Raw genomic sequence first — 13,548 nt, forward strand, 5'->3', positions numbered from 1 at the left:
TTCGCGTCAGGCCGCGAAGCCTGGATCAGGCTGCCGGCTCGCTGATGCTGCGTACCGGGCGGTCATGGCTGCCAACCCAGCGCGGGCCTTTCGGTCCATACACGCCAGCGGGTTCCGGGAAGGTGCGCAGCAGGGCGATATAAAGCAGCGCGGCGACACCGAGGGTGACCGGCAGGCTGATGTCGATACCGCCGGCCAGGTTGCCCAGCGGACCGACGAACTGGCCCGGCAGGTTGACGAAGCACAGGCCCAGGGCCGCGCTCGGGATCCAGGCACCCATGCCGCGCCAGTTCCAGCCGTTGTGGAACCAGTAGGCGCCGCCTTCCTGGCCACGGGTGAACACCTGGAGGTCATCGGCGTGGTAGAAGCCACGGCGGATGATCAGGCCGAGGATCATGATGATCATCCACGGGCTGGTGCAGGTGATGATCAGCACGGCGAAGGTGGACACGCTCTGAACCAGGTTCGCGGCGAAGCGACCGATGAAGATGAAGGCGATGGACAGCAGACCGATCAGCAGGGTCGCCTGTACGCGGTTGAGCAGGCGCGGGAACACGCTGGACATGTCCAGGCCGGTGCCGTACAGCGACGTGGTGCCGGTGGACATGCCGCCGATTACCGCGATCAGGCACACCGGCAGGAAGAACCAGCTCGGCGAAACGGCCAGCAGGCCGCCGACGTAGTTGTTCTGCGCGATGTAGTCCGGAGCGTTGACGGCAACGATGGTGGCGGTGGCCAGGCCAAACAGGAACGGGATCAGGGTGGCCAGCTGGGCGCAGATCACGGCCAGCATGATGCGCTTCTGCGAGGTCTGGCGCGGGATATAGCGCGCCCAGTCACCGAGGAAGGCGCCGAAGGACACCGGGTTGCTCATCGCCAGCAGGGCGGCGCCGATGAAGGCGGCCCAGAAACCTTCGCTGCCCATCTGCACGGTGCCGGCGTAGCCAGCGTCGAACGGGCCGGAGAAGGCGAACAGGCCGAGCAGGAACAACAGGCTCGCGGCCCACACGGCGATCTTGTTGACCATCAGCATGAAGCGGAAGCCGTAGATGCAGACGATCAGCACCAGCACGGCGAACAGGCCGTAGGCCAGGCCCAGGGTCAGGTCGGTTTCCGGCAGGTCGAACAGGCGCTTGGCGCCACCGATCAGCGCATCGCCCGAGCTCCACACGGAGAGGGAGAAGAAAGCGACCGCGGTGAGCAGCGACAGGAACGAACCGACGATCCGCCCGTGTACGCCGAAGTGGGCGCCCGAGGAGACCGCGTTGTTGGTGCCGTTGAGCGGGCCGAACAGGCCCATCGGCGCGAGGATGAGCGAACCGACCAGCACGCCGAGCACGATGGCCCAGACGCCGGCCTGGAACGACAGGCCGAACAGTACCGGGAAGCTGCCCAGCACGGCGGTGGCGAAGGTGTTGGCGCCACCGAAGATCATGCGGAACAGGTCGGTGGGCGTGGCGTTGCGTTCGTGATCCGGGATCTGTTCGACCCCGAATGTCTCGATCGTTGTGATTGCGTGTGCGTTGTTCTTGTTATCCATGACTTCCTCCCGGGGAGCCCTGTCTTTATGGCGTCGGAGACGGTGACAGGTGCTCGTGTGTGGCCAGCCAGCGGCCCTGTTTCGGATCACGGCGGAAGACGATGGTCTCCCGTTCGTGGTTCAGGCTTTCCTCTCCCTGGATGCGCAGCCGCGTGGCGACGTCGTGGCAGAACACGGCCACGTCTTCGCTTTGCAGGCTCACAAAGGTGTTGCTCGAAAGGCAGTCAAGGACCTCGAAACCATCGTCACGCAGCCAGCCTTCCCACACGTCGCGATAAGCCGCGCGCGACAGCAGCGGCACCGGCCAGGTGTGGAAGATGAAGGAGGCGTCTTCGCTGAAGGCGGCGAAGTAGGCTTCGGTGTCGGTGCGCGCGAAGGCTGCCACGAGATCTCGGGCAGCCTCCAGCACCTGTGCTACGCAGGCGTCGTTATTCATGTGTGTGCTCGTGCGCTCAGCGGCGCTCTACGCCCGGGAGGATGCAGAGCATTTCGTAGAGCAGGTTGGCGCCGAGCAACGAGGTGTTGCCGGTGGTGTCGTACGGCGGGGAGACTTCCACCAGGTCGCAGCCGATGATGTCCAGACCCTGGCAACCACGGACGATCTCGATCGCCTGGATAGTGGTCAGGCCGCCGATTTCCGGGGTGCCGGTACCGGGCGCCCAGGCCGGGTCGATGCCGTCGATGTCGAAGGACAGGTACACCGGGCCGCCGCCGACTTTCTCGCGGACTTCGGCCATCAGCGGTTCCAGCGACTTGTGCCAGCACTCTTCGGCCTGCACCACGCGGAAGCCCTGCTTGCGGCTCCAGTTGAAGTCTTCGGCGGTGTAGCCCTGCGCACGCAGGCCGATCTGCACCACGCGGTCGCAGTCCAGCAGGCCTTCTTCCACCGCGCGGCGGAAGGTGGTGCCGTGGGCGATCTTCTCGCCGAACATGTGGTCGTTCACATCGGCATGGGCGTCGATGTGGACCAGGCCGACCTTGCCGTGCTTCTTGTGGATGGCACGCAGGATCGGCAGGGTGATGGTGTGGTCGCCGCCCAGGGTCAGCGGGAGGATGCCGTGGTCGAGGATCTTGTCGTACGCCTCTTCGATGATGCGTACGGCTTCCATCAGGTTGAAGGTGTTGATCGCCACGTCACCGATGTCGGCGATGTTCAGCGAGTCGAACGGCGCAGCGCCAGTAGCCATGTTGTACGGACGGATCATCACCGACTCGGCGCGGATTTCGCGCGGCCCGAAACGAGTGCCGGAGCGCAGGGAGGTGCCGATGTCCAGGGGCACGCCGACGAAGGCGGCATCGAGCTGGTTGAGCTCTTCGGGGGACTGGATATGCGGCAGGCGCATCATGGTGGCAATGCCGCCGAAACGCGGCATTTCGTTACCGCCCAGGGGCTGGTGAAGTTTCTTGTCCATGGGTAGGGCCTCAGGCTGATCGCTGTCTTCGTGGAAACAGGCTTGTTGATACTGAGGCCGGATTCTCTCCACGCCGGGTAGTGGAAAAAATCGCTGGCTACAAATAATCACTTCAGAGTTTTCTAAACTAATAACGGTCGCTAGACTGCGCCACCTTGCCGCAGCAGACGGCTCGCCGGGCTTGTGGCCTGCGGTTCCTGAATAGATAGGTGGCTTGCTATCATCCATTTTTCAGGTATAGAAACTACTGAACTAGAGCGGCCCGGCCGCGGTTTTGCGGAGTCTTCATGAGCGCGAGCGCATTGCCCGACGTCAAACTGCTGCGGATTTTCGCCTGCGTGGTGCGTAGCCAGGGCTTCGCTGCCGCCCAGCAGGAGCTGAACCTGTCGACTTCGGCGATCAGTACCTACATGAGCCAACTGGAAAACCAGTTGGGCATCGTGCTCTGCCACCGCGGCCGTGGTGGCTTCGGCCTGACCAGCAAGGGCGAGCTGTTCCACCAGGAAACCCTGCGCATCCTCGGCGAACTGGAAGGCTTCGAGCGCTACGCGGCGACCTTGAAAGGGGAACTGCGCGGCACGCTGAACCTCGGCGTGCTGGACTCCACCGTGAGCGATCCGGCATTGCCGCTGGCGGATGTGATCGGCTCCTTCAGCAGCCTGCACCCTGCCGTGCACCTGCACTTGCAGGTGCAGAGCCCCTACGAACTGCAACTGGCGGTGCTGGACAATCGCCTGGACCTGGCCATCGGCTCCTTCTTCAGCCGGATGAACGGCCTGGTCTACCAGCCTCTTTATAGAGAGCAGCACTGGCTGTACTGCAGCGACCGCCACCCGCTGTTCGACGGGCGGCGCATTCCCGCCGAGCTGATCACCCAGCAGCGCATGGTCGGCCGTGGCTACTGGAGCCAGGCGGAACTGGCGCGGCACGGCTTCAAGCACAGCGCCGGCACCGTGGAAAGTATGGAAGCGCAGCTGATCCTGATCCTCTCCGGCGGCTACATCGGCTACCTGCCCGAGCACTACGCGCATCCGTGGGTGGAGCAGGGCCGCCTGCGCGCGCTGCTGCCAGCGACCTTTGGCTATCAGGCGCCGTTCTCGCTGATCCTGCGCCGCGGCCGTTCCCGCGAGCCGCTGATCCAGAACTTCCGCGACCTGCTGCGCACCCAGCCGAGCCAGTCATGAGCCGCGCCCGTTGCCCGCGCTGCGAGCGCCCGCTGGATCATTGCCTGTGTGCGCTGATTCCCCGTGTGGATAACCGCACCCGCGTCCTGTTGTTGCAGCATCCGAGCGAGGTCGGCCATGCGCTGAATACCGCGCGACTGGCAGCTCTTGGGTTGATCAATGCCGAATTGATGGTCGGAGAGGATTTCAGCGGCCTGGACCTGTCCGCCTGGGATGCCTGGTTGCTGTTTCCCGGCGAGTCCGCCCTGGTGCTGGGTGAACTGGCTGCACGGTCTGTGGATAAACCGCGCCTGCTGGTCGTCCCCGATGGCACCTGGCGCAAGGCACGCAAGCTGCTGCACCTCAATCCGAACCTCGCCGCGTTGCCGCGCGTTGTGCTGCCGGAAGGTCTCACCTCGCGCTACCGCCTGCGCAAGGCGCCGGCCGAAGGGGCTCTGTCCACCATCGAAGCCGTGGCGCATGCCCTCGATGCGCTGGACGCACCGCAATCCCACGCTGACCTGCTGCGTCCGTTCGATGCGCTGATCGAAGGGCAGATTGCCGCCATGGGGGAGGAGACCTTCCGGCGCAACCACGGGCCGCGCTGCTGATCCGCTCCTACGAGATACCTCTGCGCTTGGGCCATCCCTCACCCTAGCCCTCTCCCAAGGGGAGAGGGGACCGTTCGGTGCAGGATGAAACCTTCGCGTCAGTCGGCTCGGACTGCCCCCTCTCCCTGAGGGAGAGGGCTGGGGTGAGGGGGAAGACGCAGAGACGGGCTATCCGGAGAAGACAGTTGCTCCTACAGGAGTAGGAGCAGGAGCTCGGGGACGCGCGTATACTGCGCCCCTCATTCCCCTTCGCGAGGTGTTCGTCCGATGCGCCATTGATGCCGCCGTGGTTTCACGGCCCGTTTCCGTCCCAGGCTCCGTTCCTGGGGGTTACCCGGCATCCGATGGATTTGCGTATGACGAACCCTGTCTCCCTGGCGCTGCATGGCGTCACGTTTCAATTGCCCACGGGCGAACCGCTGTTTCGCGACCTCAACGAAACCTTCGACCAGCGCCGTACCGCGCTGGTCGGGCGCAATGGTGCGGGCAAGTCCGTGCTGGCGCGGATCATGGCGGGAGTCCTGGCGCCCAGCGCCGGGCGCTGCCTGGCCTCCGGGCTCGTGCATTACCTGCCCCAACACATCGAGCCGCAGGCGTTTCGCAGCGTGGCGGAGCTTGCCGGCGTGCAGCCGTTGCTGGATGCGCTGGCGCGGGTCGAGGCCGGCGCCGTCGACTCCGCCGACTTCGAGTTGCTGGACGGGCGCTGGGACATCCGCGCGCAGTTGGAGGCGATGCTGTCGGCGGCAGGAATGGGACATTTGACCGTCGATACGCCCGCTGCACGCCTGAGCGGCGGCGAGTGCATGCGCGTGGCGCTGCTCGGCGCCTGGCTGAGCGAGGCGGACTGGCTGCTCCTCGACGAACCGAGCAATCACCTGGATCGCGCCGGCCGCGAGGCGCTGCGCGAGCAGCTTCAGCGCTGGCGCGGCGGCCTGATCCTGATCAGCCACGATCGCCTGCTGCTGGATGACATGCAGCGCATCGTCGAACTGTCTTCCGCCGGGCTGCGCAGTTACTCCGGTGGCTATGCCTTTTACCGGGAGGCGCGCCAGCAGGAGCAGGACAATGCGCTGCGCGAACTGCAGCGGCGCAAGCAGGAGCGGGACCGCCAGCAGCGCGCGATGCAGGAGCAGCGCGAGCGCCAGGCGCACCGGCAGGCGAAGGGACGCAGGGATGCGCAGGAGGCCAACCAGGCGAAGATCCTGGTGGATCGGCAGAAGGAGCGCAGCCAGACCAGCATTGCGCGCCTGGCCACGCAGCATGGCGAACGCCGCGAACAACTGACGCAGGACGTGCGAGAAGCGTTCGACCAACTGCGTGATGACGCCGCCGTCGCATTGAATGCGCCGGCGTGTGAGTTGCCCGAGCAACGCGCGGTATTGCAACTGGCCGGGCTGCGCCTGCCCTTCGGCAATCCCGCTCCGCTGGACTTGCAACTGAACGGGCCGCGCCGCCTGGCGGTGACCGGGTGCAATGGCAGCGGCAAGTCGACCTTGCTCAAGGTGCTGGCCGGCATCGTCGAACCTGTCGCCGGGCTTTGCGAAGTGAAGGTGCGCAGCGCCTACCTGGACCAGCATCTGGCGGCGTTGTCGCCGGAGCGGTCGGTGCTGGAGCTGTTGCTGGAGCGCAACCGGGCTGTGGACAAGTCCGTGCTGCGCACACGCCTGGCGCAGCTCGACCTGCCGGCCGCGCGGGTCGATCTGCCCAGTGCGCTGCTCAGCGGCGGCGAGCGTCTGAAGGCGGCGCTGGCCTGCGAGATCTACGCCGAGCCGCCGGCGCAGCTGCTGCTTCTGGACGAGCCGGAAAACCACCTCGACCTGCCATCCCGCGAGGCCCTGGAAGAGCTGTTGCGGCAATACCAGGGCGCCTTGCTGGTGGTATCCCACGATGAAGCGTTTCTTGCCCGGCTGGCTCTGGAGGGCCGCCTGGAGTGCGCGCGAGACGGCTGGCATTGGCGCGCAGGCTGAACCTTTACCGGTCGGCGAGAGGCAGTTAGGATCGGCGTCCCTCTCTTTCCGGCTGCCTCTGCCGTGCCCCGCCCAGGCGTTGATTCGCGAAGCGGGCATTCATGCTGCCGACGCTCCAACGGCCGTCACCGCTCGTGGCGTGCTATCCCTTTGTGATCTGTTGAATCAGGATGAATTCATGCTCATTCGCCAACGCATCGCTGCGGACAACCCGCGGCTGCTCGATATCTGGCTGGGCGCCGTGCGCGCGACCCACGACTTCCTGCAACCCTCCGACATCGACGCGCTCCTGCCGCTGGTTCGCGATGTCTACCTGCCCGCCGTCGAGGTCTGGGTGGCGGTCGATGCCGATGACTGCCCTCAGGGCTTCATCGGCCTCAACGACAACCATGTGGAAATGCTTTTCATCGACCCGGATTGCCGGGGGCGGGGCCTTGGCCGCGCGCTGCTGGATTTCGTGCGCGAAACGCGCGGTACGCTGGGTGTCGACGTCAATGAACAGAATCCTCAAGCGGTGGGGTTCTATCTGCACTACGGCTTCGCCCAGACCGGGCGCTCACCGCTGGATGGCGAAGGTCGGCCGTTCCCCTTGCTGCATATGAGCCTGCCGGCCAGTCAGTAAGCGCAGGCAGGACCTGCAGGAGCGAGGAGGACGCCTGGTTCTTGCTCGCGAACGGACTCCGCAGCGGGGTTTGTTCGCGAGCAAGCTCGCTCCTACGAAAAGCTGTTGTGCTCGGTCTCGCTGCTGCCGAAGCGGATGCTTCGCGCGCCGAGCCTGAGCAGGCTGTCGGCGAACAGGTCGCTGGCCGTGCTGCGGCAGTCCCAGGCGGCTTCCCAGTCTTCCTTGCGGCGCCAGTGCAGGCGGCCGACCAGCCGCTGCGGTTGGCCTTCGGCATGCAGCTCGCTGGCGAGGTAGCCGGGGCGCCGGTAGAACAGCTCTTGAAGGTGCGCCAGGTAATCGCACAGGCGCGCGGCGATGTGCGGGCGTTGCTGGGGTGTCACGTCGATCTCGATCTGCAGCACGAAGTGCGGATTGTCTACGCAGGCCTGGGCGGTGATCGGGCTGGGTTGAGTCATGTTCCTGGGCTCCCTGTCTTGAACCGAATGCCAGGCGAGGGTAAAACCTCAACATAACTTGAGGTCAATAGCCCATGAAAGAATCTTCTTCCTGCTCCCTGCACCGCGACCTGAGTGTCGGCGAACTGGCCAAGCGCGCCGGCGTGGCCGTCTCGGCGCTGCACTTCTACGAGACCAAGGGGCTGATCAGCAGTACCCGCAACGCGGGCAACCAGCGCCGCTACTCGCGCGACACGTTGCGCCGGGTGGCGGTGATCAAGGTGGCGCAGCGGGTAGGGATTCCCCTGGGGGAGATCGCCGACGCACTGGGCTCGCTGCCCACCGGACACAACCCGTCGGCAGCGGACTGGGCGCGATTGTCGGCGCGCTGGCGGGAGGATCTGAACGAGCGGATCGAGAAGCTATTGCTGCTGCGCGATCAACTCGACGGCTGCATCGGTTGTGGCTGTTTGTCGATGGAGGCCTGCCCGCCGCGCAATCCGGGGACAAGTTGGCGGAGGAGGGGCCGGGGGCGCATTGGCGGGAGGGGGTGGAGTGAGGCTGAAGAGCTGAAGAGCCCCTCCCTAACCCTCTCCCTGAAGGGAGAGGGGACTGTCCCGAGTGAGGGGAGCTTTTGAGCTGGCCGGACGCGGTTGTATGAATGAAGCGCCAGTGTAAAAGCTCGCTCGTATAGCTCCCTCTCCCTTCAGGGAGAGGGCTGGGGAGAGGGCAAACCCCTGCTGCGAAGCCCGACCAAAAAACTCACCGCTCCCGCAGTGCCTCCCACCGCGCCTTCAACACCGGCTTCAGGATGTAATCCAGCACGCTTTTCTCGCCGGTGATGATGTCCACCGTCGCCACCATGCCGGGGATGATCAGCAGGGGCTTGGCGTCGGTGCCCAGGTGGTTCTTGTCGGTGCGCACCTGGATCAGGTAGAAGCTGTTGCCCTTGTCGTCGGTGATGGTGTCGGCGCTGATCATTTCCAGCTTGGCCTTGAGCCCGCCATAGATGGTGTAGTCGTAGGCGGTGAACTTCACCGTGGCCGGCTGGCCGGGGTGGAGGAAGGCGATGTCCTGCGGGCGCACCCGCGCTTCCACCAGCAGGTTGTCCTCCAGCGGGACGATTTCCACCATATCGTTGCCCGGCTGCACCACGCCGCCAATGGTGTTGACCTTGAGCTGCTTGACGATGCCGCGCAGGGGCGCGACCACCAGCGTGCGGTTGACCTTGTCGTCGATGGCGCGGCTGGTGGCGGTGAGCTTGTTGAGGTCGGTGCGAACGTCGTTGAGTTCCTTCAAAGCATCGCTGCGAAAGCCCAGCTTCGATTCCTCGACCTTGCGCTGGATCTCGTTCACCGCCGCCTCGGCGCGGGGGATGGCGAGGTTGGTGGCGTTGAGGTCGCCGCTGATCTCCACCGCGCTGCGGCGCAGGCGCAGCAGCTCGACGGGGGAGACCGCACCGGCCTTCACCAGCGGCTCGGACATGTTGATCTCCTGCTGCACCAGGCCGAGGCTGGAGCGGTATTGCTGGGTCTTGGCGCGGAACTCCTGCAGCTCCTGGGTCTTCTGCCGCAGTTGTTCCTGAAGAATGTTCAGCTCGCTGTTCTGCCGCTGCATGCGGGTCTGGTAGAGCGCCATCTGGTCCTCCACGACCTGCGGCGCGGCTTTCTTCAGGTCGTCGGTGAAGTCCGGCGCACGCCCGTCCGCTTCCGCTTTCAGGCGCTCCACGCGGGCTTCCAGCGAGTTGCGGTCGGCCTCGGACTCGCCCTTGTTGGAGGAGAAACGCGTGTCGTCCAGGCGCAGCAGCGGCTGGCCCTTGTTCACCACCTGGCCCTCGCGGACGAAGATTTCCGAGACGATGCCGCCCTCCAGGTTCTGGATGGTCTGCACCTTGGAGGAGGGGATAGCCTTGCCTTCGCCCTTGGTGACTTCCTCGATGTCGGCGAAGTACGCCCAGGTGATGGCCGCCACCAGCAACCCAAGTGCTGCCCAGAGGGTGATGCGCGTGGCGTTGGGCGAGTCTTCCAGCAGGGTGCCCTGCACTTCGGGCATGAATTCGGTGTCGCGGGCGCCGTTGCCGCCCAGGTAGCCGCGGATCGATTGCGAAAAGTGCATGGCCATTACCCCGCTGCCGGGCCGACGTGGCCCTTGCGCAATGCTTCGATGACCGCGTCTTTCGGGCCGTCGGCGACGATGCGGCCGTTGTCGAGCACCAGCAGGCGGTCGACCAGGCTGAGCATCGAGGTGCGGTGGGTGACCAGCAGCAGGGTCTTGTCGCGGCAGGCCTCGTGCAGGCGCTTGCGGAGGATTTCCTCGCTGCTGTTGTCCATGGCGCTGGTGGGCTCGTCGAGCAGCAGGATCGGCGGGTCGAGCAGCAGCGCGCGGGCCATCAGCACCGCCTGGCGCTGGCCGCCGGAGAGCAGCTGGCCGCGTTCGCCCACCGGCCGGTCGAAGCCGGCCGGGTGTTGCCGGGCCAGTTCGCTGACGCCGGTCAGTTCGGCCACTTCGAGCATCCGCGCGTCGCTGACGTAGCGCGCGCCCAAGGTCAGGTTGTCGCGCAGGCTGCCGGCCAGCAGCGGCAGGTCATGGGCGACGTAGCCGATCTGCTGGCGCAGGTCGGCGACGTCGAGCTGGCGCAGGTCCAGGCCGTCCAGCAGGATCTGCCCTTCGTCCGGGTGATAGAAGCCCATCAGCAGGCGGCCGAAGGTGCTCTTGCCCGAGCCGCTCTTGCCAATGATGCCGATCTTCTCGCCGGGGGCCAGGCGCAGGCTGACGTGGTTCAGCGCCGGGCTGGTCTGCTCCGGATAACTGAAGCTCAGTTGGCGGACCTCCAGTGCGCCGTGCAACTGGGTGCGCTCCAGCGGACGCTGGCGGGCCTGGCGCTCCTGCGGCAGTTCCATCAGCGCGTCGGTGCTCTTCATGGTCAGGCGCGCCTGCTGGTAACGGGTGATCAGCCCGGCGATCTGCCCCAGCGGGGCGAGCACGCGGCTGTTGAGCATGTAGCTGGCGACCAGCGCGCCGACGCTGAGGTTGCCGTCGAGGATGCTGTAGACCCCGGCGCAGATCATCGCCATGCCGGCGAACTGCTGGAGGAACAGGGTGCCGTTGGTGGCCAGGGCGGAAAGGAAGCGCGCGTGGTTGTCCAGCCGTGCCAGCGCCCCATGGGTGGCTTCCCAGCGGTACTGGCGCTCGCTCTCGGCGCCGCAGGCCTTGAGGGTTTCCAGGCCGCCGAGGGTTTCGATCAGCAGCGCCTGGCGTTCGGCGCCCAGGGTCAGGCTCTTCTGCACCGTGTCGCGCAGGCGGCTCTGGATGATCAGGGCGAAGACGATGGTGAGCGGGAAGGCCAGCAGCGGGATCGCGATCAGCCAGCCGCCGAGCAGGCCGATGACCAGGATCATCAGGATCGAGAAGGGCAGGTCGATCAGGCTCGTGAGGGTCAGCGCGGTGAGGAATTCGCGCAGGCCCTGGAAGTCATGGATGCTCTGGGCGAAGCCGCCGATGGTCTCGGGCTTGGCCTTGAGCGACATGCCGGTGATGCGTTCGAACAGGGTGGCGGACAGCACCACGTCGGTCTTCTTGCCGGCCATGTCCAGCAGGTTGGAGCGCAGCACGCGCAGCAGCAGTTCGAACATCGTTCCCAGCAGCAGGCCGGCCGCCAGTACCCAGAGGGTCGAGATGGCCTGGTTGGGCACCACGCGGTCGTAGGTCTGCATGACGAACAGCGGCACCAGCATGCCTAGCAGGTTGATCAGCAGGCTGGCGACCAGGGCATCGGTATAAAGCCAGCGCGAGAGTCGCAGGGTGTCGCGGAACCAGGCTTCGACCCGCGGCACGAGCGGTTTGCGGGCGGCCTCCAGTTCGTGGCGCGGGCGGGCGAAGAGGGCCTGGCCACTGTACTGGGCGGCCAGTTCCTCGGCGCTCACGGCCTGCTCGCCGCCTTCGGTTTCGCAGGGCAGGATCAGTGCCTGGCCGTCGTCGCGCCATTGGCGTAACACCGCGCTGCGGCCGTCGTTGAGCAGCAGCAGCACCGGCAGGTTCAGGCTGGAAATGCTCTTCAGCTCGCGGCGCAGCAGTCGCCCCTGCAGCCCGGCACGTGCGGCGGCGCGCGGCAGCAGGCTGGCGGACAGGCGCTGGTTGGGCAGCGGCAGTCCGGCGGCGAGGCTGTTGCGACTCACCGCGCAACCGTGCAGGCGGCAGAGAATCAGCAGGCCGTCGAGCAGGGGATCGTCATGGCTCAGGCGCGGATCGCCCGGCGCGGGTGCGCCGCGCTCCTGGATGATCATGGTCACGCTACTTCCTCCCGGGCCGGGCCAGCCCACGCCAGCAGCAGCCGGCGAGCACTTGCAGGTGCTCGCTGGCCCTCGCCGGACGCCGGGTTTTCCGTGCCCCGTCGTATCGCTTCACGGCCGCCTCCCCAAGGCTGGGCAGCGTGGGGGGAGGCGGCGAATGTGTGCGACTTTCTTATTTCAGGTCAGGCAGGCGTGCCTCGTTCTTCACGTCCGACAGCGCCACCGACTCGTGAGGCGCTACCACATGCTGGGAGCGCAGCAGCGAACCCATGCTGCCCAGCACGCGGTACATCGAGTATTCCTCGGTGTAGCGCACTTCGGTGTAGCGGCGGTTGGCGGTGAACAGTTCGTTCTCGCTGTCCAGCAGGTCGAGCAGGGTGCGCTGGCCGAGGGTGAACTGTTGCTGGTACGCCTCGCGCACCTTGCGGGTGTAGTCGGCGTATTCACGGGCCGGTTGGGTCTGCTTGCGCGAGTTTTCCATCGCGTCCCAGGCCAGCGAGAGGTTCTCGTTGAGCAGCCGCAGCGCGTTGTTGCGGATGTCCTGGGCCTCGCCGATCTGGTGCGAGGTGGCATTCAGGTGAGCCTTGTCGCGCATCCCGTTGAACAGGTTGTAGCGCATCACTACCTGGGCTTCCCAGCTGTTGTAGTGGCCTTCGTCGCCGTCGACGTTGTTGTTGGCCGCCTTGGCCAGCTCCGCGTCGAAGCGCGGGTAGAAGGGCGCCTTGGCCGCCTCGTACTGGGATTCGGCGGCATTGACGTCAGCCTGCGCCGATTTCAGCAGCGGGTTGTCGCTGAGCATGCCCTGGCGGGCGCTCAGCAGGTCCGGCGGCACTTCGGCCTTGATCGTGGTGGGCATTTCCAGCTGGTCGGGCATCTTGCCGGTGGCGCTGTAGAAATTCGCCTCGGCGTCGGCCAGGTTCACTTCCTCGGTGTAGAGGTTGTTCTGCGCCAGGGCCAGACGGGCGATGGCCTGGTCGTTGTCCGCGGTACTGCCGACGCCCCGCTCGCTGCGCAGGCGAATCTGGTCGCCGATGCGTTCGTGGGCCTGCAGGTTGTTCTTCGCCAGGGTCACCATCTCGCGGCGCTTGAGCACTTCGAGGTAGACCTCGACGGTGCGCAGGGCAGCAGTCTCGGAGGTGCCGAGGATGCGGAAGGCCTTGGAGTTGACGTTGGATTCGTTGCGCTTGACCTCGTTGGGCGTGCCGAAACCGTCGAACAGCATTTGCCGCAAACGGATTTCCGCATCACCACGGGTCAGGGTTTCATCGTTGTGATTGCCCGCCGCGCGAGTGGTCGGGCTGTCGGTGTTCTCCCGGCCGTATCCGGCCACGAGATCGACGGTTGGCAGATAACCTCCCCTGGCAAACTTGAGTTCTTCATCCGCGGTCAGGCGACTGTTCACGCTCTGACTGATCTCCGGGTGGTACTGCAGCGTGCTTTGTATAGCTTCAGTCAGGGTCATTGCCTGCCCATGGGCCCCTGACACCGCCAAAAATACACCGCTCCATAG

The 13,548-nt window shown here is 65.7% G+C and carries 11 protein-coding genes and 1 pseudogene; 5 read left to right on the forward strand and 7 right to left on the reverse strand.

Going from position 1 to position 13,548, the window contains the following annotated elements; genetic code table 11:
- Positions 1–25 precede the first annotated feature (25 nt).
- The 3 genes from RS899_RS04455 to speB are packed head-to-tail and all read right to left on the reverse strand — an operon-like array spanning position 26 to position 2,952.
- Positions 26–1,540 carry a purine-cytosine permease family protein gene (locus RS899_RS04455; protein WP_054908198.1) on the reverse strand — a complete coding sequence of 505 codons (1,515 nt, stop codon included), beginning with the start codon at positions 1,538–1,540 and terminating at the stop codon, positions 26–28.
- Positions 1,541–1,565: 25 nt separating this feature from the next.
- Positions 1,566–1,976: a YybH family protein gene (locus RS899_RS04460; protein ID WP_054908199.1), complete on the reverse strand. Its 411-nt coding sequence runs from the start codon at positions 1,974–1,976 to the stop codon at positions 1,566–1,568.
- 16 nt (positions 1,977–1,992) lie between these two features.
- Positions 1,993–2,952: an agmatinase gene (gene speB, locus RS899_RS04465; RefSeq protein ID WP_045212323.1), complete on the reverse strand. Its 960-nt coding sequence runs from the start codon at positions 2,950–2,952 to the stop codon at positions 1,993–1,995.
- A 287-nt stretch (positions 2,953–3,239) separates the two neighbouring features.
- On the opposite strand from speB, the gene RS899_RS04470 reads away from it, so the two are divergent.
- The 4 genes from RS899_RS04470 (at position 3,240) to RS899_RS04485 (ending at position 7,315) form a co-directional block, all read left to right on the forward strand.
- On the forward strand, positions 3,240–4,136 hold the full coding sequence (locus tag RS899_RS04470; protein WP_024765259.1) for a LysR family transcriptional regulator: 897 nt from the start codon (positions 3,240–3,242) through the stop codon (positions 4,134–4,136).
- Complete coding sequence (locus RS899_RS04475) at positions 4,133–4,726, forward strand: tRNA-uridine aminocarboxypropyltransferase (protein WP_315809186.1); 594 nt, start codon at positions 4,133–4,135, stop codon at positions 4,724–4,726. Before RS899_RS04470 ends, RS899_RS04475 begins: the two co-directional genes overlap by 4 nt.
- Positions 4,727–5,082: 356 nt before the next feature.
- Positions 5,083–6,693 carry an ABC-F family ATP-binding cassette domain-containing protein gene (locus tag RS899_RS04480; protein ID WP_315809187.1) on the forward strand — a complete coding sequence of 537 codons (1,611 nt, stop codon included), beginning with the start codon at positions 5,083–5,085 and terminating at the stop codon, positions 6,691–6,693.
- Positions 6,694–6,871: 178 nt separating this feature from the next.
- Positions 6,872–7,315: an acetyltransferase gene (locus RS899_RS04485; RefSeq protein WP_170859926.1), complete on the forward strand. Its 444-nt coding sequence runs from the start codon at positions 6,872–6,874 to the stop codon at positions 7,313–7,315.
- A gap of 92 nt (positions 7,316–7,407) precedes the next feature.
- On the opposite strand, the gene RS899_RS04490 is transcribed toward RS899_RS04485, so the two are convergent.
- Positions 7,408–7,770: an antibiotic biosynthesis monooxygenase gene (locus tag RS899_RS04490; protein ID WP_233298090.1), complete on the reverse strand. Its 363-nt coding sequence runs from the start codon at positions 7,768–7,770 to the stop codon at positions 7,408–7,410.
- Positions 7,771–7,844: 74 nt separating this feature from the next.
- Here RS899_RS04490 and soxR point away from each other — a divergent pair.
- A pseudogene (gene soxR / locus RS899_RS04495) lies at positions 7,845–8,308 on the forward strand (redox-sensitive transcriptional activator SoxR).
- A gap of 203 nt (positions 8,309–8,511) precedes the next feature.
- On the opposite strand, the gene RS899_RS04500 reads toward soxR, so the two are convergent.
- The 3 genes from RS899_RS04500 to RS899_RS04510 all read right to left on the reverse strand — a co-directional run bounded on the left by RS899_RS04500 (position 8,512) and on the right by RS899_RS04510 (position 13,500).
- Positions 8,512–9,864, reverse strand: a complete 1,353-nt coding sequence (locus tag RS899_RS04500) for an HlyD family type I secretion periplasmic adaptor subunit (RefSeq protein ID WP_024765253.1) — start codon at positions 9,862–9,864, stop codon at positions 8,512–8,514.
- Positions 9,865–9,869: 5 nt separating this feature from the next.
- The gene (locus RS899_RS04505; RefSeq protein WP_054908205.1) at positions 9,870–12,032 is read right to left on the reverse strand and encodes a type I secretion system permease/ATPase; all 2,163 of its coding nucleotides are present in this window, start codon (positions 12,030–12,032) and stop codon (positions 9,870–9,872) included.
- Positions 12,033–12,210: 178 nt separating this feature from the next.
- Positions 12,211–13,500, reverse strand: coding sequence for a TolC family outer membrane protein (locus tag RS899_RS04510; RefSeq protein ID WP_371914044.1), 1,290 nt, complete (start codon positions 13,498–13,500; stop codon positions 12,211–12,213).
- Positions 13,501–13,548 lie beyond the last annotated feature (48 nt).

The sequence above is a fragment of the Pseudomonas sp. C9-3 genome, assembly GCF_032392015.1.
GTDB lineage: Bacteria > Pseudomonadota > Gammaproteobacteria > Pseudomonadales > Pseudomonadaceae > Pseudomonas > Pseudomonas nitroreducens.

What these genes read in the sequence shown, in the direction of transcription:
- RS899_RS04455 (WP_054908198.1), bottom strand. Translation starts at nt 1,540, where the DNA reads ATGGATAACAAGAACAACGCACACGCAATCACAACGATCGAGACATTC.
- RS899_RS04460 (WP_054908199.1), bottom strand. Translation starts at nt 1,976, where the DNA reads ATGAATAACGACGCCTGCGTAGCACAGGTGCTGGAGGCTGCCCGAGAT.
- speB (WP_045212323.1), bottom strand. Translation starts at nt 2,952, where the DNA reads ATGGACAAGAAACTTCACCAGCCCCTGGGCGGTAACGAAATGCCGCGT.
- RS899_RS04470 (WP_024765259.1), top strand. Translation starts at nt 3,240, where the DNA reads ATGAGCGCGAGCGCATTGCCCGACGTCAAACTGCTGCGGATTTTCGCC.
- RS899_RS04475 (WP_315809186.1), top strand. Translation starts at nt 4,133, where the DNA reads ATGAGCCGCGCCCGTTGCCCGCGCTGCGAGCGCCCGCTGGATCATTGC.
- RS899_RS04480 (WP_315809187.1), top strand. Translation starts at nt 5,083, where the DNA reads ATGACGAACCCTGTCTCCCTGGCGCTGCATGGCGTCACGTTTCAATTG.
- RS899_RS04485 (WP_170859926.1), top strand. Translation starts at nt 6,872, where the DNA reads ATGCTCATTCGCCAACGCATCGCTGCGGACAACCCGCGGCTGCTCGAT.
- RS899_RS04490 (WP_233298090.1), bottom strand. Translation starts at nt 7,770, where the DNA reads ATGACTCAACCCAGCCCGATCACCGCCCAGGCCTGCGTAGACAATCCG.
- RS899_RS04500 (WP_024765253.1), bottom strand. Translation starts at nt 9,864, where the DNA reads ATGCACTTTTCGCAATCGATCCGCGGCTACCTGGGCGGCAACGGCGCC.
- RS899_RS04505 (WP_054908205.1), bottom strand. Translation starts at nt 12,032, where the DNA reads ATGATCATCCAGGAGCGCGGCGCACCCGCGCCGGGCGATCCGCGCCTG.
- RS899_RS04510 (WP_371914044.1), bottom strand. Translation starts at nt 13,500, where the DNA reads ATGACCCTGACTGAAGCTATACAAAGCACGCTGCAGTACCACCCGGAG.